General features: G+C 41.4%; 17 protein-coding genes. 6 read left to right on the forward strand and 11 right to left on the reverse strand.

Features of this window, described 5'->3' with window-relative positions; translation table 11 throughout:
• Nucleotides 1-133: 133 nt before the first annotated feature.
• The 7 genes from GJB62_RS18725 to GJB62_RS18755 form a co-directional block, all read right to left on the reverse strand.
• Nucleotides 134-1075 carry a LysR family transcriptional regulator gene (locus tag GJB62_RS18725; RefSeq protein WP_114082838.1) on the reverse strand — a complete coding sequence of 314 codons (942 nt, stop codon included), beginning with the start codon at nucleotides 1073-1075 and terminating at the stop codon, nucleotides 134-136.
• A 241-nt stretch (nucleotides 1076-1316) separates the two neighbouring features.
• A complete protein-coding gene (locus GJB62_RS18730) occupies nucleotides 1317-2114 on the reverse strand; it encodes a BMC domain-containing protein (protein WP_114082839.1) in 798 nt (265 codons plus the stop codon).
• Between the two features lie 56 nt (nucleotides 2115-2170).
• Nucleotides 2171-2944, reverse strand: coding sequence for a transferase (locus tag GJB62_RS18735; protein WP_114082840.1), 774 nt, complete (start codon nucleotides 2942-2944; stop codon nucleotides 2171-2173).
• A gap of 198 nt (nucleotides 2945-3142) precedes the next feature.
• Nucleotides 3143-5143 (reverse strand): ribulose bisphosphate carboxylase small subunit, encoded by a 2001-nt coding sequence (locus tag GJB62_RS18740; protein ID WP_114082841.1) that lies wholly within the window; start codon nucleotides 5141-5143, stop codon nucleotides 3143-3145.
• 99 nt (nucleotides 5144-5242) lie between these two features.
• Nucleotides 5243-5545, reverse strand: a complete 303-nt coding sequence (locus GJB62_RS18745) for a EutN/CcmL family microcompartment protein (RefSeq protein WP_012410634.1) — start codon at nucleotides 5543-5545, stop codon at nucleotides 5243-5245.
• Between the two features lie 6 nt (nucleotides 5546-5551).
• Nucleotides 5552-5896, reverse strand: coding sequence for a BMC domain-containing protein (locus GJB62_RS18750; protein WP_010995041.1), 345 nt, complete (start codon nucleotides 5894-5896; stop codon nucleotides 5552-5554).
• A 90-nt stretch (nucleotides 5897-5986) separates the two neighbouring features.
• Complete coding sequence (locus GJB62_RS18755; RefSeq protein WP_012410633.1) at nucleotides 5987-6295, reverse strand: carbon dioxide-concentrating mechanism protein CcmK; 309 nt, start codon at nucleotides 6293-6295, stop codon at nucleotides 5987-5989.
• Nucleotides 6296-6954: 659 nt separating this feature from the next.
• On the opposite strand from GJB62_RS18755, the gene GJB62_RS18760 reads away from it, so the two are divergent.
• The 4 genes from GJB62_RS18760 (at nucleotide 6955) to GJB62_RS18775 (ending at nucleotide 12587) form a co-directional block, all read left to right on the forward strand.
• On the forward strand, nucleotides 6955-8811 hold the full coding sequence (locus tag GJB62_RS18760; protein WP_114082842.1) for an NAD(P)H-quinone oxidoreductase subunit F: 1857 nt from the start codon (nucleotides 6955-6957) through the stop codon (nucleotides 8809-8811).
• A 102-nt stretch (nucleotides 8812-8913) separates the two neighbouring features.
• A complete protein-coding gene (locus tag GJB62_RS18765; RefSeq protein ID WP_114082843.1) occupies nucleotides 8914-10419 on the forward strand; it encodes an NADH-quinone oxidoreductase subunit M in 1506 nt (501 codons plus the stop codon).
• A 153-nt stretch (nucleotides 10420-10572) separates the two neighbouring features.
• Nucleotides 10573-11703 (forward strand): CO2 hydration protein, encoded by a 1131-nt coding sequence (locus GJB62_RS18770; protein ID WP_114082844.1) that lies wholly within the window; start codon nucleotides 10573-10575, stop codon nucleotides 11701-11703.
• 26 nt (nucleotides 11704-11729) lie between these two features.
• A complete protein-coding gene (locus tag GJB62_RS18775) occupies nucleotides 11730-12587 on the forward strand; it encodes an oxygenase MpaB family protein (RefSeq protein WP_114082845.1) in 858 nt (285 codons plus the stop codon).
• A 53-nt stretch (nucleotides 12588-12640) separates the two neighbouring features.
• Here GJB62_RS18775 and GJB62_RS18780 read toward each other — a convergent pair whose 3' ends face one another.
• From GJB62_RS18780 to GJB62_RS18795, 4 genes are all read right to left on the reverse strand, one after another.
• Nucleotides 12641-13342 (reverse strand): Uma2 family endonuclease, encoded by a 702-nt coding sequence (locus GJB62_RS18780; protein WP_114082846.1) that lies wholly within the window; start codon nucleotides 13340-13342, stop codon nucleotides 12641-12643.
• A gap of 78 nt (nucleotides 13343-13420) precedes the next feature.
• On the reverse strand, nucleotides 13421-14404 hold the full coding sequence (locus tag GJB62_RS18785; RefSeq protein WP_114082847.1) for a hypothetical protein: 984 nt from the start codon (nucleotides 14402-14404) through the stop codon (nucleotides 13421-13423).
• A 3-nt stretch (nucleotides 14405-14407) separates the two neighbouring features.
• Nucleotides 14408-15607, reverse strand: a complete 1200-nt coding sequence (locus GJB62_RS18790) for a DUF3696 domain-containing protein (RefSeq protein ID WP_114082848.1) — start codon at nucleotides 15605-15607, stop codon at nucleotides 14408-14410.
• Nucleotides 15604-16776: a DUF262 domain-containing protein gene (locus GJB62_RS18795; protein ID WP_114082849.1), complete on the reverse strand. Its 1173-nt coding sequence runs from the start codon at nucleotides 16774-16776 to the stop codon at nucleotides 15604-15606. The genes GJB62_RS18790 and GJB62_RS18795 overlap by 4 nt, the downstream gene beginning before the upstream one ends.
• 359 nt (nucleotides 16777-17135) lie before the next feature.
• On the opposite strand from GJB62_RS18795, the gene GJB62_RS18800 reads away from it, so the two are divergent.
• Nucleotides 17136-17363 carry a hypothetical protein gene (locus GJB62_RS18800; RefSeq protein ID WP_147262525.1) on the forward strand — a complete coding sequence of 76 codons (228 nt, stop codon included), beginning with the start codon at nucleotides 17136-17138 and terminating at the stop codon, nucleotides 17361-17363.
• A gap of 268 nt (nucleotides 17364-17631) precedes the next feature.
• The gene (locus GJB62_RS18805; RefSeq protein WP_114082850.1) at nucleotides 17632-19413 is read left to right on the forward strand and encodes a M61 family metallopeptidase; all 1782 of its coding nucleotides are present in this window, start codon (nucleotides 17632-17634) and stop codon (nucleotides 19411-19413) included.
• The last annotated feature ends 47 nt before the right edge of the window (nucleotides 19414-19460 follow it).

The following is a 19460-nucleotide window of genomic DNA, read 5'->3' on the forward strand; positions in this document are numbered from 1 at the left end:
TTTCCCCCATTTTTAATTGATTCTGCTGGTTAATTGTCAATGGTTGCCGGTCTAAGAGTCAACCCCTTTGGGTAATTCGTAATTCGTAATGACGCTCGCGGACTCGCTAAAGCTGCGCCAACGTAATTATGAATTAACCGTGAGTTGGTTCAAGGGTACTAGAAGTAGTATCAGTGTTTTTATCTACAAAATTCCTTGCCGCAGCCAGGAGATAGTCATAATAGGCACGAGCGACGATAGATAGCTGCTTGCCTGCGGGGTAAACCATGTACCAATGTCGCTGAATGGGAAAGTGTTGGACATCTAAAATGCTAAAATCTGAAGCGTCTAATAGTAAAGTATGACGAGATAAAACCGAAATTCCTAAACCACCTGCGATCGCTTGTTTAATTGCTTCGTTACTTCCCAATTCAAGTTTGACTTTTACTGTCACCCCTTGTTCTTCAAATAGGCTTTGGACGGCACGACGAGTTCCTGAACCTGGTTCTCGCATAATAAAAGGTTCGTTAGATAGGCGTTGGATCGGAATGTTTTTTTCTTTGGATAACGGATGATTAAGTGGTGCAAAGACTATCAAAGGATTTTCTAAAAATGCCTCACAAGTCACATCCATATTGTCTGGAACTTGACTCATAATATATAAGTCGTCGAGGTTCTGGCTCATTCGTTCCAAAATTTGTTCGTGATTTGTTACTTGCAGAGAGATATCAATCCCTGGATAAAGTTCGCAAAACGGCCCTAACAAACGTGGGATAAAATATTTTGCTGTTGTAATCACTGCCAAGCGTAATTGTCCCTGTTTTAGCCCTTTTAAATCTGCCACCTTCATTTCATATTGGGCTATATTTTCAAAAATCTGCCGACAAGTGGCAAATAATTCTCTTCCTGCCTCGGTGAGATACAACCGCTTTCCTACTTGCTCAAATAATGGCAACCCTACCGATTTTGTGAGTTGCTTAATCTGCATAGAAACGGTAGGTTGGGTGAGAAACAATTCCTCAGCAGCCCGCGTAAAGCTACTGTGCCGTGCCGCAGCCTCGAATACCTTTAACTGGTGCAGCGTCGCTTGTTTCAAAGGTGGTTCTCCTCTATATAGTTATTCATCGATATAAAACTAGTATTAACTGAACAGTTGCAAATGGTATAGCAATACCAATAGAAATTTACGAGTTTTATTATAGATAAAACTCTATTACTTCTATTAAAATAAAGGTATTTTATTTATAGATTGAAGAAGCTATGATCAAAACAACAAGAAAAGCGTAAGATCCCTTCCACTTCCCGATGAATGATGATTTTCCCAAATTCATCTATCATCATTCATCATTCCATAATTCTTCTACAACTTCTGCAATTTTTGTAGGTAGCTTAGTTAAATCTGGTAATCTTAGCACTTCTATTTCGGCAACTTGTTCTTTAATGTTCACTGGCAAGTTTAAAGGCTGCTGTGTTTCTATCCAGCAACTTGCTAATGGTAAGGTTTGTTCCATTTCGTCTAGTGGTCGGGGAATTACCATCACTGCATTTAATTCTCCAATGCGTTCTGCTTCAAACATTCCCGCTTCCACTGCTACCGCCACATTTGCTACGGAACCACGAATAATGGCTGTACACAAACCCCCACCAATTTTTTCGTAGGCTGCTAAATGAACATCAGCAGCTTTGAGCATGGCATCACACGCGCCTACCATCGCTGGAAATCCTCGCGTTTCTACCAAACCAATTGCTTGATTACTCAGACGGCTAGAATTACCCTCCTCCATCAATTTAGTAAAACGGGTTGTGATGGGAAGTACTATATCTAGGTTGGGATAAGGTCGAGGAATCACTAAGCTAGAAACTAACTGACCAAACTGTTCAGCTGTTTGCACACCCGATTCTACAGCCAGACGCACGTCAGCAATTCCACCCCGGACGATCGCAGTACAATATCCGCCACCTATTTTTTCATACCCAACTAGGTGAACTCCTGCTGATTTCAGCATCATATCCGCCGTCCCAACTATTGCGGGAAAGCTGCGGGTAGAAACTAAACCTAAAGCAGTATCTTGGAAGGTGTCTCGATGACTCGTTCCTTCGATGGCTTTCATAGACCGTTGATTAGATGTTTCCATTTGAACTTTCCCAGATAATCACAAAGCCGACAACTTACAATTAACACTTACTCAGACTAATCGTCAGAGTTTGGGTTGCTTAAGGATTGTCTATGAGGAAACAATGTAGTCAACAGTCTGCTTATGCTCCCTTGTCCATAAATCTGATTCCCGAAACCGTTAGGGGATTCTGTAGTTAGCTGATTGGGGTCTGAGTCAGGTTTTATAGGCTCTTGGGCGGGTTCTTGCAAGGGGGGTTCAATATCCTTGGCTGGTTCCTCTACGGGAGGAGGCTGGCTTTCAGGAGTGGCGGGAGATTTAAAGTAAGAAATCGACTTATTTTGTTTGAAATCCACAAAAGCGGCGGCTGAGAAGTTAGTTGAGGAAACTACCTTTTCCTTAACTTCACCTGAGCCATTTTCTTCTTCCTTCTGCGGTGGCGCACTTGTAGCTGTAGGGTTATTCGTGGATGGTTCCGGCTGCTTTGTTTGAGCAATTTGCCGACTGGTGTCTCCTAAAATCGATCCAGGTGGAACTACTTGTCCAGGTTCAACTGAATAGTTAAAAACTGTTGTTGCTGAACCAATGCAAGCATTTGCTCCAATTTTGCCCTTGCCAACCATCAAAAAACCGGCTCCCAAGTTTGCCCCTACTTCTACCTCTAGGGTTCCTTCATGGACTTGGAGAATTGCTCCCATGCCAATACAGACCCCTGGGCCAATGATGATCTTGCTGTTTTCAGCCGCTTGGAGGATTACCCCAGGTGCAAGTACTGCGCTTGGATGAATAGTCACCTCACCACTAATGTAAGAATCAAAATTATTGCTGAGGCGCAGTGACAGCACAGACATGGAAATTTTAACCTCGGAAGCCGGAGTGGGGATGAGGAGTAGGGGAGGCAGGGGAGCGGGGGGGCAGGGGGCAAGGGAGGCAGGGGAGACAAGGGGACAGAGGTGAGAACTTGAAACAAGTCTTTAATTCTCCTTGTCCCCTTGTCCTCTTGCCCATACCCAATTCCCAATTCCCAATTCCCCACTACCTACTACCTACTATGGTCTTTGGATAATCGTTTCTAATACCCGACGCTTGGCTTTGGGGTCAATACCAATTAAGCGTACATATTCCCCTTGGTATTCGCCAAGGTGTCCTTCTACGGCTGCGATCGCTTCTCTTTCTGAGGAGGCTTGAATTTGACCAGTACTCGTCCAGGAACCTGTACGGAACCGCCGTTGGTCTACGTGTTCAAGGCTAATTTTAGAGCCGCCAGCCAATAATTGTCGGAGTTGGCCTACAACTTCAGCACTCAAGCGGGTACTGGTAGCTGTTGCTGTTGCTGTAGCAGAAGGCGCACTGCTAGTAAATGATTTCTGACTGCCAGAGGAGGCTACTTGACCATTAGGACGTTGGATAATTGTTTCTAATACCCGACGCTTGGCTTTGGCATCAATACCAATTAAGCGTACATATTCACCTTGGTATTCGCCAAGGTGTCCTTCTATAGCTGCGATCGCTTCTCTTTCTGAGGAGGCTTGAATTTGACCGGTACTCGTCCAGGAACCTGTACGGAACCGTCGTTCGTCTACGTGTTCAAGGCTAATCTTATACCCACCAGCCAATAATTGCCGGAGTTGGTCTACTACTTCAGTACTCAAATGGTTGCTGGTAGCTGTTGCCGTAGCACTTCCACTGCTAGTAAATGATGATTTTTGACTACCAGAGGAGGCTACTTGACCATTTGGACGTTGGATAATCGTTTCTAATACCCGCCGTTTGGCTTTGGTATCAATGCCGATTAAACGCACATACTCGCCTTGATGGCTTTGTATACATTCTTCCAAGCCGGAAATTACTTGATTTATGGAAGTTGCTTCAATTGGCTTGCAGCTAGTCCAGGAACCAGTACGGAAACGGCGCTCGTCTACGTGTTCCATGCCAATTTTGTAACCACCTGCCAAAAGTTGGCGGATTTGCTCTACAGTTTCGCCATTGACTTTGCCACTGCTAGAGCCGTTACCGTTACCATTACCATTACTGCTGTAGCTGCCATTGCTATGACTACTAGCCGGAGCCTTAAAATTGGTAGCTGGTTTAAAATCACCATCCGGGCGTTGGATGATGCTCTCTAACACACGCCGTCTATCTTTGTCAATACCAAACAGGCGGACATATTCGCCGCTATGGTCACTTACACAGCTTTCTAATGCTGCGATCGCTTCACCAATGGATCTCGGTTCAATTGGTTGGCAACTAGTCCAAGAACCCGTGCGGAACCGTCTCTGGTCTACGTGTTCTGTACCAATCTTATACCCTTGTTCCAATAGATAGCGCAACTGCTCTATTGTTTCTGCACCCAAGCTATTGCTCGCCACTTCACTACTCCTTTCCAACTCTAAAACAGTAATACCATTACCTGTATAAGATTTAGCGTTCTCATCCCGAATGGGTGCTATACATTTGCTATCCGCAGCACAAAGATAACCAGCTCGTAGCGCCTGATTAATCCCAACCACATGATGAGCAAATTCCTTATCCTGCTCTTGCACATCTGGCAAGCGGTCAGCTTGCTGCTGGCTAGTAATTACCGCTCCCGAAGGTACATATTTACCTGGGGGAATTTCTACGTCTTGAATCAAAGCGTGCATCATCACGATGCAACCTGCACCTACTCTGGCATTAAACACTGTAGAGCGAAAGCCAATGAAGGAATTATCGCCTACATAAGCTGGCCCGTGAATTAGAGCCATGTGGGTAATGCAAGCATTTTTACCTACCCATACCGAGTATTTCTCTTGGTCATCGCCAATTACTCGACCTTGCTCTAACCCATGAATGACCACACCATCTTGAATATTAGTGTTTTCACCAAGATAAAAAGGTGTGCCTTCATCCGCTCTAATCGTAGTCCCCGGAGCAACGATTACATTTGCACCTATTCTTACATCCCCAATCAGATTGGAGAATGAATGTACAAAAGCAGTTTGATGGATTTTGGGTTCAGCTAAATTCCTTGACCACGGAGTTGGGGGTGCTGCCGTGCTGCGGACTGCCATTGCGAGATTCCTCCTATATTGTCATTTGTCATCTGTCCGTTGTCATTTGTCCTTTGTTATTCACTAATGACCAATGACCAATGACCAATGACTAAATGACTATCGATATTGATCTTTTTTGCTGTAAATCATGCGATCTTCAACATAAATTGTATCTATGATCGCCACTACCACTGCATCTAGTGGTCGCTGTTCGTTGCCAATAACTTGACGAGCAACACTACCACGACTGACAAGTACCCACTCATCTACACCTGCTCCCACACTATCTGCTGCTACCTCATATTGTGGGAGGATGTTTCCGTCTTCATCTACAAATTGTAACAACAGTAGTTTCACACCTCTAAGACTTGGATCTTTTTGGGTGCTAACTACTGTGCCGCGAACTTTAGCGACTTGCATTAAAAATTACGGTCTTCTACCGAAAGGACGAATTGCGTTCACATTTTCCCGGAATTGTTCTACGTCTTCTGTATAACGAATTGGTAGGACGTATTCCAAGTTTTCGTGAGGACGAGCAATGATGTGAGTAGACAGCACTTGTCCACCGTTGACTCGCTTCACTGATTCAACACCTGCGGCTACGGAAGCTTGTACTTCCGATACATCTCCCCGAACAATTACGGTAACTCGACCACTGCCGATTTTTTCATAGCCGACTAGAGTCACACGAGCAGCTTTCACCATCGCATCAGCAGCTTCCACAACTGCTGGAAAGCCCAGAGTTTCAACCATTCCCACTGCAATTGACATTAGTTTTAATCCCTATTTAAAGTTTTTAGCTTTGGACAAAAGTGATGCTCAAAAAAGCAAAGAGCGTTAATTACTTTTTTTAAACAGCTTTTAGGTACGGAACTGTTCTACAGCTTCTGTGTAACGAATCGGCAAGACGTATTCCAGGTTCTCATGAGGACGAGCAATGATGTGAGTGGACAACACTTCACCACCAAAGACTCTTTTCGCCGCTTCAACCCCAGCAGCTACAGAAGCTTGCACTTCCGATACATCTCCCCGAACTATCACGGTGACGCGAGCGCTACCAATTTTTTCATACCCTACTAAGGTGACACGGGCGGCTTTCACCATCGCATCAGCAGCTTCCACAACTGCTGGAAAGCCTTTCGTTTCAATCATTCCAACTGCAATTGGCATCGCAGAACTCCTACAAAATTAATGCAATCTGTACTGTCGTTTGAATTTTTTGACGGGGAGAGCCTGATCTTATAGCTAAGAAAACACTTCCAATTTAAGCATAGGAAAGCTTGGCGTTCCTGGCAATATAAATTACTATAATAGTTTATGATAAGAAAGTTTTAAAAAACTTAACAAATATTTATCTAGGCTTTTGAGCAATTAAAGTTTACTGAATTACTTGAGCAGCCACTTATGCTTTATAATTTCTTTATCACATTTACAAAACGATATTCATAACCAAGGCTAATTCTATCTGGTGAGGGAAGAGCGGCGGCTGTATCTTTTACTGTATCTATCTTTCCTCGAATTTTGCTGGATGTACAACGACTAGGTGAAAAGTATATAATCTTTTCAAATATATCGTATAAATTACTCTGCTCAAAGTAGAAATACTATTGTAAAAACAGAGGTGAGGTTAAGGCAAGTAAATGCTTTTGCGTATGTAAAGTTATATTTTATCAAAGTTTAGTAGGGCAAAGGAAAGTAAAAATACTTTGGATAATTTAGTTTAAACAATAGTAAAAAAATGTTGATATTTTACTAAATTTAGTTTTTTAAATAAATAATTGTCTGAAAGATTTTTTAAAATAAAGGCTGAGTCATAAAGGTAAATTTAAATGGATCAATTTCTATTTTCAACAAGTTGGTTTGTGCCTTTATATAGCTTATTAGGCGCAATTTTGACGTTGCCCTGGGGAATAGGAATAATTCAGCGAACAGGGCCAAGACCTGCGGCATACATCAACTTGTTGACAACTGTTGTGGCTTTTGTCCATAGTCTATTTGTATTTAAAAATATCTGGGATAGAGAACCAGAAAATTTACTGGTGCCGTGGTTTAAAGCTGCTGATTTAGACTTATCTTTTAGCTTGGAACTCTCACCAGTCAGTATTGGGGCAACAGTTTTAATTACAGGTTTAAGCTTACTGGCACAAGTTTACGCTCTGGGTTACATGGAAAAGGACTGGTCGCTAGCACGTTTTTTTGCGCTGCTAGGATTTTTTGAAGCAGCGTTGAGTGGTCTAGCAATCAGCGATTCTTTGTTTCTCAGCTATGCCCTTTTAGAAGTTCTGACACTTTCGACTTACTTGCTAGTGGGATTCTGGTATGCTCAACCGCTAGTAGTGACGGCGGCGCGAGATGCGTTTTGGACTAAACGGGTAGGAGACTTGTTGCTGCTGATGGCTGTGGTGACACTTTCCAACTTAGCCGGTAGTTTGAACTTTTCGGATTTATATGAGTGGGCGCAAACAGCTAATTTAAGCCCAGTGACATCAACATTGCTGGGGTTGGCGTTAATTGCTGGGCCGGCTGGAAAATGTGCCCAATTTCCATTGCACCTGTGGTTAGATGAGGCGATGGAAGGGCCCAATCCTGCTTCGGTAATGCGAAACTCACTGGTAGTCGCCGGTGGCGCTTATTTACTGTATAAATTTCAACCATTGTTAGCACTGTCGCCAATTGCCTTGAATGCTTTGGTAATCATGGGTACGGTGACAGCAATTGGGGCGACATTAGTATCTATAGCTCAAATTGACATTAAGCGATCGCTATCTCATTCCACCAGTGCATACATGGGGTTAGTGTTTTTAGCGGTGGGGTTACAGCAAGGTGGTGTAGCACTGATGTTGCTGTTAACTCATGCGATCGCTAAAGCATTATTATTTATGAGTTCTGGTTCAGTTATCTTAACTACCCAAAGCCAAGACTTAACCGAAATGGGCGGACTTTGGTCACGGATGCCAGCCACCACCACCGCTTTTATTGTCGGTTCGGCAGGTATGGTAACGCTTCTACCATTGGGAAGCTTTTGGGCAATGCTAGGATGGGCGGACGGTTTCGTGAATATTAGCCCTTGGGTGATTGGGGTTTTATTATTAGTCAATGGCTTGACAGCATTGAACTTAACTAGAGTATTCAGATTAGTCTTCTGGGGAAAACCGCAACAAAAGACTCGACGCACGCCAGAAGTTGGTTGGCAAATGGCCTTCCCGATGGTGACTCTCACAATCTTAACTCTGCTTTTACCCTTGATGTTACAGCAATGGTACTTACTACCAGATTGGGAAAGTATTAATTGGTATGTAGCATTAGCGTTATTTGCTTCTACTGTGCTGGGAGTAGTTATAGGTTCTACAGTTTATCTGCACAAAGCTTGGTCAAGATCGAGATTTTTGGCGTGGAGATTTGTGCAAGACTTATTAGGTTATGATTTTTATATTGACCGAGTTTATCGCGTAACGGTAGTGAGTGCAGTCGCACTGCTATCTAGAATTTCTGCTTGGAGCGATCGCTATTTAGTCGATGGTCTAGTAAACTTAGTTGGGTTTGCGACAATTTTTGGCGGACAAACTTTAAAGTACAGCATTTCTGGGCAATCTCAGGGCTATATGTTGACCATCCTCGCAGTTGTCAGCGTCCTGGTTTTCTTCATTGGTTGGTCATCTGGTTTACTAGATAAATTGCCTTTTTAAAGATATTGTCATTGGTCATTTGTCATTTGTGATTGGGTAAGAGTTTTTTCCCATTCCCAATTCCCCATTCCCAATTCCCCATTCCCAATTCCATATCTGCTTATGCTTAGTGTTTTAATTCTAGTGCCGTTAATCGGTGCAGCTTTAATTGGTTTCTCGCCCTCTGGTATCAATGGGAAATTTGCCCGTGGGGTGGCTTTGGTCTTTGCCATTATCGCTTTCTTGTGGACAATCGTACTAGCAATTCAGTTCCATCCAGGGGAAATCACTCAACAGTTTGCTGAGTCTGTACCTTGGATAGATGTCTTAGGCTTAAACTATAACCTGGGAATTGATGGTTTATCTTTGCCACTGCTGGGTTTGAATGGACTGTTAACTTCTATTGCCATCTACAGTAGCGATGAATCTCTACAGCGCCCGAAATTTTATTACTCTTTGATACTATTATTGAGCGCTGGGGTGACTGGAGCATTTCTGGCACAGGATTTACTATTATTTTTCCTGTTTTACGAATTAGAACTAATTCCGCTATATCTGTTGATAGCTATTTGGGGTGGGGCAAAGCGGGGTTATGCGGCTACAAAATTTCTTATTTATACCGCCGTTTCAGGAATCTTGATTTTGGCAAGTTTCCTCGGCATGGTTTGGCTGAGTGGTTCCTCTAGCTTTGCACTAGCAACCTTAAACGCTACGACTTTACCCTTAGCCACACAGCTTTTACTGCTAGCGGGGATTTTGATCGGTTTCGGGATTAAAATTCCCTTAGTTCCCTTTCATACTTGGTTACCAGATGCTCACGTTGAAGCTTCCACACCAATTTCGGTGCTATTGGCTGGGGTATTGTTGAAGTTGGGAACTTACGGCTTACTGCGGTTTGGTATGAACTTGTTACCAGAAGCTTGGGCTTATTTAGCTCCTTGGTTAGCGACTTGGGCAGTGGTGAGTGTATTGTATGGTGCATCCTGCGCGATCGCTCAAACCGATATGAAAAAAATGGTAGCATACAGTTCCATTGGACACATGGGCTATGTGCTGTTGGCGACGGCGGCGGCTACACCATTAAGCGTGTTAGGTGCTGTAATGCAGATGATTAGCCACGGCTTAATTTCTGCCATGCTGTTTTTGCTGGTAGGAGTTGTGTATAAAAAAGCCGGAAGCCGAGATTTAGATGTTATCCAAGGATTGCTGAACCCAGAACGGGGTATGCCTGTAATTGGTAGCTTAATGGTTTTGGGAGTTATGGCCAGTGCTGGGATACCAGGAATGGTAGGGTTTATTTCCGAATTCATCATTTTTCGGGGCAGTTTCGCAGTTTTTCCAGTGCAAACTTTACTATCAATGCTTGGTACTGGCTTAACTGCGGTTTACTTCCTTATACTCCTCGACCGCGCCTTTTTTGGCCGCTTGTCTGCACAAGTTACTAACTTACCACGTGTGTATTGGAGCGATCGCGCCCCAGCTGCAATTTTAGCTGTGCTGATTGTGATTTTCGGCATTCAACCCGCTTGGTTAGCACGCTGGACTGAACCAACAATTACAGCAATGGTGAATAGCCAAAATGTAGTAGTAGCAGTGTCCTTGGAGAAAGCAATGGGGAATGGGGAATAAGGAATGGGGACAAGGGGACAAGGGGACAAGAGGTGAGAACTTGAAACAAGTCTTTCCCCTTGTCCCTAATTCTCCTTGTCCCCAAGTCCTCTTCCCAATGCCCAATTTCCAATTCCCAATGCCCCAATCCCTATACTTTTTGGAGAGATAGCAATGGTAACTATTAAAAAGAAAGCGGCTCACAATCCCTTAGCTGAGTATATTGAACGGCTGCAAAAAGGAGAAGCATTACTCCCAAATAGTCCAGAAAATGTATTAGAAGTAGTTGGTATTCTTAAAAGCTATGGTGTAGTTTTAGATGCCTACTCAAAAAATCTTAACTATATTGCCGAGTATCAGTTTTTAATATTTTTCCCCTTTTTTAAATACTTTAATGGAGAGGTTTCTGTTGAGAAATTACTCCGGCACTGGTGGCATAATCGAATTAATTTTGAGTATGCCGAATATTGTATGAAAGCCATGATGTGGCATGGTGGCGGCGGACTAGATACATATTTAGATACAACAGAATTTAAAGAAAGAGCGCAAGCCGTTATTGCCGCAAAATTTAAAAATAATCCCTTAATTTTGGGTGTTAACCAACTGTTTCCAGATTTCTTAACAGAACAATTGCGTGTCTCTGCTTACTACACAGGTTTAGGTCAATTTTGGCGAGTCATGGCTGATATTTTCCTCAGCTTATCAGACCTTTACGACCAAGGCAAAATAAAATCGATTTCCGAAGTTGTAGAACATATCAAAGCAGGGTTGGTGGCAAATGCATCAAACCCAATTACCTACGCCGTCAAAATACGGAGTGAAGTCTATGAAATCATTCCTAAAAGCGTTGGTTTGACCTTCTTAGCAGATACAGCAATACCTTATGTAGAGGCGGTATTCTTCCGGGGAACTCCTTTCCACGGTACAGTTTCATACAACGCCCAAGGTTATCAAATCCCCCCAGATCAAACGCGATTTCAATATGGCGCATTATATGCCGATCCTTTACCCATCGGCGGCGCGGGTATTCCTCCCACCTTGTTGATGCAAGATATGCGTCATTATCTTCCAGAGTATTTGCACGAAATTTATCGTCGCAGTCTTCGGGGTGAAGATGATTTGCGGGTACAAATTTGTATGAGTTTCCAAAAATCGATGTTTTGCGTGACAACAGCAACGATTTTGGGACTGATGCCTTATCCTTTGGATACTAAAGATCCAAATGAGGAAAAAGGTAATCGAGTTTATTTAGAGAAGTGGATGAGTCGTTTAGAAACTTCGCGGTTGCTAGATGTCAATAAATAACTGAATTGAATACAGAGAAATTTTAGATGCTTCTCAATCGCTATAAAAATCTTCACCTAATTCAGCAACTTGATCCAGTGCAAGATCATTGCCGGATTTATCACTTAATGAATGGCTATGAGTTTCCCTGGGATATGACGCGATCGCTCGAAGTTGCTTTGATGCGAACTTATTGCGTTCCTAGTATTTCTAAATTGCTAAATCAGACAGGAGAATTTACCCATTGTCCGCAAAAACGCTACGATGATACGTCAATAATTGTTGGAGAGATGATTAAGTGGGGCTATGATAGCGATCGCGGCAAAGAAGCCCTGCAACGCATGAATGCACTCCACGGACGCTTCAAGATTGACAACGGTGATTTCCTGTATGTACTTTCAACCTTCGTTTTTGAGCCTATCCGCTGGAATGTGCATTTTGGTTGGCGGCTGATGTGCGAACAAGAAAAATTAGCGTCTTTTTACTTCTGGCGAGAAGTAGGTAAGCAAATGCAGATTCAGAATATCCCTGAAACCTACGAAGAATTCGAGCGCTATAACCTTGACTACGAACGCCAAAACTTTCGTTATTCAGATACAAATCGTCGGGTTGGGGAAGCTACACGCGATTTATTTTTGAGTTGGTTTCCTTCGTGGATGCGTTCTTCGATCAAACCAGGTATCTATGCTTTACTGGATGAGCCAATGCTCGATGCCTTTGGTTTTCCCTATCCTTCGCCATTGCTGCGATCGGCTATGGTAAGTCTACTAAAAATCCGAGCCAAATTAATCCGGTTATTTCCGCCTCGGAATCAGCCTAATTTTTATATTGACTCTCCTATCCCCAGCTATCCCACTGGCTATGAAATCGCCAATGTGGGGCCAGCAGAAAATGTTAAACAGTAAAGCTCCGACAAACTTGTTTAAGTGATTGGAATCTATCAGGAACTCTTGTCACATTAGGCTTCTGGTTCTACGCCGAGCGATCGCAATTGAGCAGTTAAGCGATCGGCTCTTTCTTCACCAGTCAATAACAAATTACCTTGCAAATCCCACCAACGTAGCCAAGGTAATTCCATATTGTAATATTGTCCCTGCCAAATCCCTAACTCAACTCCTAAAGGATGTATGGGATAATGTCCGCGTTCATTTGCTGTTAATAACTGATATTGTCCACCAATTAATTCATAAACTTCTACGCTGGCTTTATTCACTTCATAAATGCCGTAGAAAGGAGGACGAATCACCTGCTCATAAATCCAAAATTTCCCCTTCCAAGGAGTTTTATCTCGCTCCTCACTACCATCCCCAGAGACAAATTCCAATGCAATCAATGGGGCAATAAACTCTCGCCATAATACATAAGACCTGCGCGTTTGTCCATCCAGAGTAGGGGGTACATTCCCTACATAGAACCAGTCTGGTGCTTCTGCGCCTTTTTCTGGGGGGTCAGTTATCCGCCAGTAGATACCGCTATCTTGACCAATACAGTACTGTCCATCAGGATGACGTTTTTGCAATATCGGCTTAATAGAGTCCGTTAGGAGAATGCTTTGGGGATGTTCCTGAAAGTTTTTCACGAATGTACCATCAGACTCAGGAAGCTGCGTATGGTCTGGGAACGGTGTGAGGGCGGTGGATGGATCGGTTGCAGAGGTCATAAGACTACCTTTGCAGAAGTAAGGGTTGTTTTTTAGTTTAGCAATGGAAGAGGAGATGGAGCGATCGCAATATTTCTATTAAGTTCTATACTTTACTGTAGGAAGATGGCGACCAATATAGCCAATAATCACTATTCCTGGTTGTTCTGCTAAAAAATAGATTCGCCAGTTACAGAACCTCAATTTAACGTGTCGTTCAAATAAGCGATCTTTACCATCAGGACAACGAAAAGTTCTTTCTTTAAAATATTTATCAAGCGTTGGTTTACTTTCCCCCGATTCTTCAACAGGATACCCGTCGAGATTGAAATAGCCATTATTCCAGTCTTTACAGCATTTGTGAAGCTCAAATAATATGCTTACAACAGGCTGTAATTCCAACTGTCCAGTACGGATATCTTCTAACTGCTTTCTAACAACATCGCAGAATTCTAGGTTAGGAAATAATTCCTCTCTGCGATTCCAAACTTCTAACCCATCGCTAACATTTTGATAAATGCGCTCTTGGTGTTGTTGAATCAGACTAATGTGTTCTTGTACATGGCTGCTACGGCTAGCATGGATAATTTCTACAATTTCGCTGATTATCTCTCCATACTCATCCAAACATCGAAATTCAAGTTTTACATGGTTACAATCCCAGCATTCCTGAGAGAGTAAGCTGATTGCAATCGTATTAATTGTGATTGTATTAAGTACATAAGCAATACCAAGCCCAATAGCTATTTCTCCTTGATGACGAAATTCAGACAAGCTAACATTGTTTTCAATCTCTTGGATTTCGGAATTTGCTATATTAGTTGAGAAAGGTGCTTTAGTTGCAAGAGTTTTGATAAAAAGTCGTTCAACTTGATCCGCGTCATTAAGCCAGTGACGAAGAGGATAGTTAGGTGCAAGTATTATTGTATGGAAATCTTCTTTAGTGCGGAGGCTTACCTTTACCCCTTGAGCTTTGACTGCCTTTATGGTCTTAATTAGCTCAGACATTCTTTGCTGTGCTACTTGTTCATTCGGAGCCGGATTTCGCAAAGATAACTCATTTAATATTAAGTCAAAATCCACCTTTTACTCTCCCGCAGGCTCAAGTAAAACATCTAAACTTTTTTCCCATTCATCGAAGAAACCATCAGGCCATTTATCAATTCTTCCATTGCGATCAATATGTGGAGATACTACTTCTGTAACAGTTTGTCCTTCTTTTTCTTGTCGCTGAAAATAATGTAGCTGAACATCATACGGCTTAATTTTGCCTCCATGAACAGCAAGACGAATACCATTTAAAACATGATCACTATGAGTTTCTATTACTATTTGAATTCCACAACTAGCTGCAAGGGATAATAATTCACCCATCTTGACTTGTCCTTTAGGATGTAGATGTGCCTCTGGATTTTCAATTATAATTAGTGTACCCGGAGGGGATGCAAGTACAGCTACAATAATTGGCAAGGTGTAAGTAATTCCAAATCCAACATTAGTATTACGGTATCTGCTACTTACATCTTTTCCCATTTCAAATGAGTATTGCAAACTCATTAAATCAACACCTGGAATTGGGTTGACATGAATTCTTGTACCAGGGCTGATTTCTCCCATCCATGCCTCCACTTGATCCTTCAAAGATAGCGACTCTGCTTTTGGATGACTTAATTTGCTTACTTCACCTTGTTTGGGGCGTTCAAAAGCTTTAGCAACTGTTTGTGAACCTATTTGCTTAAGTCCAACTGTATTTATGTTCGATTTACCAAAAACGGTAAGGAAATGTGCTGTATATTCACCTCTAGTACCAATTTGAAAATGTTGATGTACTAAATCCTCTGACATTTCAAAGACATTACGAGGGCCAAGCCGTTCTGCTTGCAGATAGTGAAAGTAATCTCCAAACAGACTAAATTCATGTATTTCTTTCGTTATTGGTGCAGTATCGCTACGGAGAACATCTGCTTGATTATCATATCTAAAGCGCCATGTCCATGTTTTTCTTTCTTGATCATCTACTACGAGTTCAAAACTAATAATTTCTGGTTTTATCGCTCCCTCAAATAAAGCATCTTTAGCCGTACCAATACGCACTAAATCACCATTTAGAGCTAGACCTTTTGTTTGCAAAAGCCTCTGTTGATAAGACTGGCGTAATAGAAGTAATGACTGTAATACTGAAGATTTACCCATACCATTAAGACCAGATAATAGAGTTAGTGATCTAAACTCTAGTAACTGATTTTCAAAGGGTTTAAAATTCTTTATATGTAGTGAGTGTATCATGATAATACTGATTTTATAACTTGTTCTATCTCATTCAATCTGTGTAATACAGTCTTAAGGGTTCCCGTACTCCTGTAGATAGTAGTATTAAATTTTCCCTCATTAGTCAAATCTATTATTTTTTGTTTTATAATTTCTTTTCTTTCTTTAAGAATCTCAATTTCTTGAGCATTAAGTTTATATAAATTAACTGACCAGGCTTCAAACAATGCCTTATTGATGGGATAACGTTTTGCTCCTTTTTTCATTTTCCGAAAAGCATCTTTACCAAATACCTCAAATGCCAAATTCATTAAACTTATAAAATCATTAGTTATTATTTTTATTTCTTCGTCTGACATGATATTTATATATGCCATAGCTTGATCTAATATTTTTTTAAAGCTTGTATTTTTTTGAAATAATTCTTGATTTTTTATCATAAATACTAAAACTCTAAGTATGCACTCTCGATCAGCCATTCTATCTGATTTTATTCCTTTGTCAGTATCAATAGCTTTCTTAAATTCAGATGCTACAGCTAAATCTCCTAATAACTTCGTTGCTTTGCCTTGATTTAAAGCATGACGAATTTCCTGAGTTGATAGAGATAAAGCACTGGTATTAATCCGCTCAAAAATAGCCTGTTTAAATTCACTATCTGTACCCGGTTCAAGAAAAATAACTGTAACAAGAGTTTCTTCTATACGACGTTGATAATTATGTGGAATTTCGTCATATATCTTGCCGTTAAATAGAGTAAATGATTCTAGTCCAGTTAACTTAAGTTTTTTATCTATCACAAACTCTTTTAAAGTGGTAAGCCTTTGTAAACCATCTATCACTAACCATTTTTCTTCATTAGTTGCATCAATATAGAATGCTGGTATAGGAATACGAAGTAAAATTGACTCAATAAGCCTACTTTGAGCAATTTTATTCCAAACGAATTTTCGTTGAAATTCAGGAGATAATTCAATTTCATTATTCTTAATTCTAACCATTAAGTAGTCAATACTAATCTGTCTAGTTTCAACCCTAATTTTAGTAGGATTAAATGGTTCACTTATCTCTTCTTCTTCTTCTATTGCAATATCATCTTCTTCTACGTCGTCTTCTGTTGTCATATCATCATCTATTTTTGTTTCTTCTTTAAATAATTGAGAGTTAAGGTGGTTCATATTTGTCATGGCACATACTCCTTAGTCTGAAAAACTAGTTACTAGTAATTGATAGTTTATCTGGATGACTTACCTTAATCGTACTACCTTCTAGCATTAGCAGTTGTAATCAACATAAATGATCGTACTCTTAACACCTATAAATACCAAAGCAGCCAGAGTACACAAGCTGCTTTAGTAAAAATATGATCACTTATTTACTGGACTAAGCTAATCGTCATTCATTTTTCCAGAATGATTCGCTCGTAGTAAGGGCTTCATCTCTGGTTTTATGCAACTTAAATGCCGATTAGCTTACTACCGAATTAAGTGGTGCAATCCCCGCTAAATTTAAAATTGGCGCGATCACCTCTGTTAAAGTCAAAGCAGTGTCTAACGACAAGCCGCTTTTAACCCATAGTCCAAAAATATTAAACTTCCGGTTCAACACCGAGCGATCGCTCTTTAAATATTCTCCACCCACAGAAGATTATTTGCGTAGCCTAAAAGTACAAGTCATTTATCCTTATCATATTCAGCGTGAGTTAAGCGATCGCCCAAATTCAATAAACAACCGCCCGAATTCAATAAACGACTGCCCAATAAGCTTGGGTTAAGCATTTCTTCTCTTCTCTCTGTTTTCTCTGCGCCTCTGCGGTTCGTTAAAAATTTGACTTTGATAAAGAATCTTAGCCTTAACTGAACTGTGTGAAAATTAATACAAATATTTTGGAAGTTGCAAAGATCCCTTTGGCAGCAGGCGATCGCCTGCAAAGTGAGAAATAAACTAGGTTTTGACTACCGCAGCCAATAAAAGGCGAAACTTAACATGCAAATTTGTCATCATGAGAGAAATTACCTATCGATTATTAACTCAGCACCAAGATGACTGAAGCAACAGCAACTCGTCCCAACGCATATATCCAGGAAACTGGCCCAACGATTCATTACTTAGTAGCAATGTCTCAACCAGAAACCCATCTGTTTGAGGTGACTTTACGCATTGTCGATTACCCCTCGCCGATTCTCGATTTAAAATTGCCGGTATGGACACCCGGTTCCTACTTAGTTCGAGAATATGCCAAGAATTTACAGGATTTTGTAGCTTTTGCAGAGGATAAGCCTTTACCTTGGCGGAAAATCAGTAAAAATCACTGGCAGGTAGACAAAACAGGTGTTTCAGAATTAACTATACGTTACCGAATTTTTGCCAATGAGCTATCGGTACGGACAAATCACTTGGATGCAACCCACGGTTATTTCAATGGTGCAGCATTATTTTTTAGACTACCGGGCTGGGATAAGCAACCCATTCGCGTTACCATCGTACCACCATACCCAGAATGGCAGGTAACAACTGCTCTACCTCCCGTAGGTGAGGAAACAAATACTTTCTGGGCGAGCGATTTTGATACTTTGGTGGATACTCCCTTTGAAATTGGTAGCCATCAATTATATAAATTTGAGGTCTTAGGAAAACCCCATGAACTGGCAATTTGGGGGAAAGGTAATTACCAAGTTCAGCAGTTGATTGCTGATATCCAAAAAATTATTCAGGTAGAAGCGCAGATGTTCGGCGGTTTGCCTTATGAACGATATGTGTTTCTGCTACATTTATTTAGCCAAGCTTTTGGCGGTTTGGAGCATAAAGACTCTTGCTCGTTAATTTACCAGCGTTTTGGGTTTCGCGCTCAGGAAAAATACGATCGCTTTATCCAATTAGTTGCACACGAATTCTTTCACTTGTGGAATGTCAAACGAATTCGCCCAAAAGCATTAGAAGTTTTTGATTATGACCAGGAAAACTACACACCATCATTATGGTTTTGTGAAGGTACTACTAGTTACTATGACTTGTTAATTCCTTTGCGGGCAGAAATTTATGATGTTAAGTCGTATTTGAATAACTTGAGCAAAGAAATTACCAGATATGAAACGACACCGGGGCGCAAGGTACAACCCGTTTCCGAGTCGAGTTTTGATGCCTGGATTAAACTCTATCGCCCCGATGCCAATAGCGGTAATTCTCAAATTTCTTACTATTTAAAGGGAGAAATGGTATCGTTGTTGCTGGATTTACTGATTCGTTCTACTCACGACAATCAGCGCTCCCTCGATGACGTGATGCTGAAAATGTGGCAGCAATTCGGGAAAGATGAAATTGGCTATACTCCAGAACAGTTGCAGGAAGTTATAGAATCTGTCGCCGGAATCGATTTGACTGATTTCTTTAAACGCTACATTGATAGTACTGATGATTTACCTTTTAATCAGTATCTAGAACCCTTTGGCTTGCATTTGGTAGCTGAACAGCAGGAAGAACCTTACCTGGGTGTGAGAATAAATACAGAGAATGGGCGGGAGATGATTAAGTTTGTGGAAACTGATTCACCTGCACAAGTAGGGGGAATTGATGCAGGTGATGAGTTGTTAGCAATTGACGGGATTAAGGTAACAGCGAGTAGTTTAAGCGATCGCCTGAAAGATTACCAAGCAAACGATACCATCCAAGTCACAGTTTTCCATCAAGACGAACTCCGTACTTATTCCATTACCCTCGCATCACCGCATCCCACTCGATATCAGCTAAAACCTGTTGATCATCCTGACTCCACACAGCAGAAAAACTTTGCTGGATGGCTTGGGGTTGCGATCGCAACTGTTTGATAAAGGGATGGGGCATTGGGCATTGGGCATTGGGCATGGGGTATTGG

This window comes from Nostoc sp. ATCC 53789, assembly GCF_009873495.1.
Taxonomy (GTDB): domain Bacteria; phylum Cyanobacteriota; class Cyanobacteriia; order Cyanobacteriales; family Nostocaceae; genus Nostoc; species Nostoc muscorum_A.

Coding starts and splice junctions, on each gene's coding strand:
- GJB62_RS18745 (WP_012410634.1), bottom strand. CDS start 5,545: ATGCAAGTCGCTAAAGTTCGCGGCACAGTAGTTAGCACCCAAAAAGAT.
- GJB62_RS18755 (WP_012410633.1), bottom strand. CDS start 6,295: ATGCCAATTGCAGTTGGAATGATTGAAACGAAAGGCTTTCCAGCAGTT.
- GJB62_RS18735 (WP_114082840.1), bottom strand. CDS start 2,944: ATGTCTGTGCTGTCACTGCGCCTCAGCAATAATTTTGATTCTTACATT.
- GJB62_RS18775 (WP_114082845.1), top strand. CDS start 11,730: ATGCTTCTCAATCGCTATAAAAATCTTCACCTAATTCAGCAACTTGAT.
- GJB62_RS18760 (WP_114082842.1), top strand. CDS start 6,955: ATGGATCAATTTCTATTTTCAACAAGTTGGTTTGTGCCTTTATATAGC.
- GJB62_RS18795 (WP_114082849.1), bottom strand. CDS start 16,776: ATGACAAATATGAACCACCTTAACTCTCAATTATTTAAAGAAGAAACA.
- GJB62_RS18750 (WP_010995041.1), bottom strand. CDS start 5,896: ATGTCAATTGCAGTGGGAATGGTTGAAACTCTGGGCTTTCCAGCAGTT.
- GJB62_RS18790 (WP_114082848.1), bottom strand. CDS start 15,607: ATGATACACTCACTACATATAAAGAATTTTAAACCCTTTGAAAATCAG.
- GJB62_RS18765 (WP_114082843.1), top strand. CDS start 8,914: ATGCTTAGTGTTTTAATTCTAGTGCCGTTAATCGGTGCAGCTTTAATT.
- GJB62_RS18730 (WP_114082839.1), bottom strand. CDS start 2,114: ATGGAAACATCTAATCAACGGTCTATGAAAGCCATCGAAGGAACGAGT.
- GJB62_RS18780 (WP_114082846.1), bottom strand. CDS start 13,342: ATGACCTCTGCAACCGATCCATCCACCGCCCTCACACCGTTCCCAGAC.
- GJB62_RS18770 (WP_114082844.1), top strand. CDS start 10,573: ATGGTAACTATTAAAAAGAAAGCGGCTCACAATCCCTTAGCTGAGTAT.
- GJB62_RS18740 (WP_114082841.1), bottom strand. CDS start 5,143: ATGGCAGTCCGCAGCACGGCAGCACCCCCAACTCCGTGGTCAAGGAAT.
- GJB62_RS18805 (WP_114082850.1), top strand. CDS start 17,632: ATGACTGAAGCAACAGCAACTCGTCCCAACGCATATATCCAGGAAACT.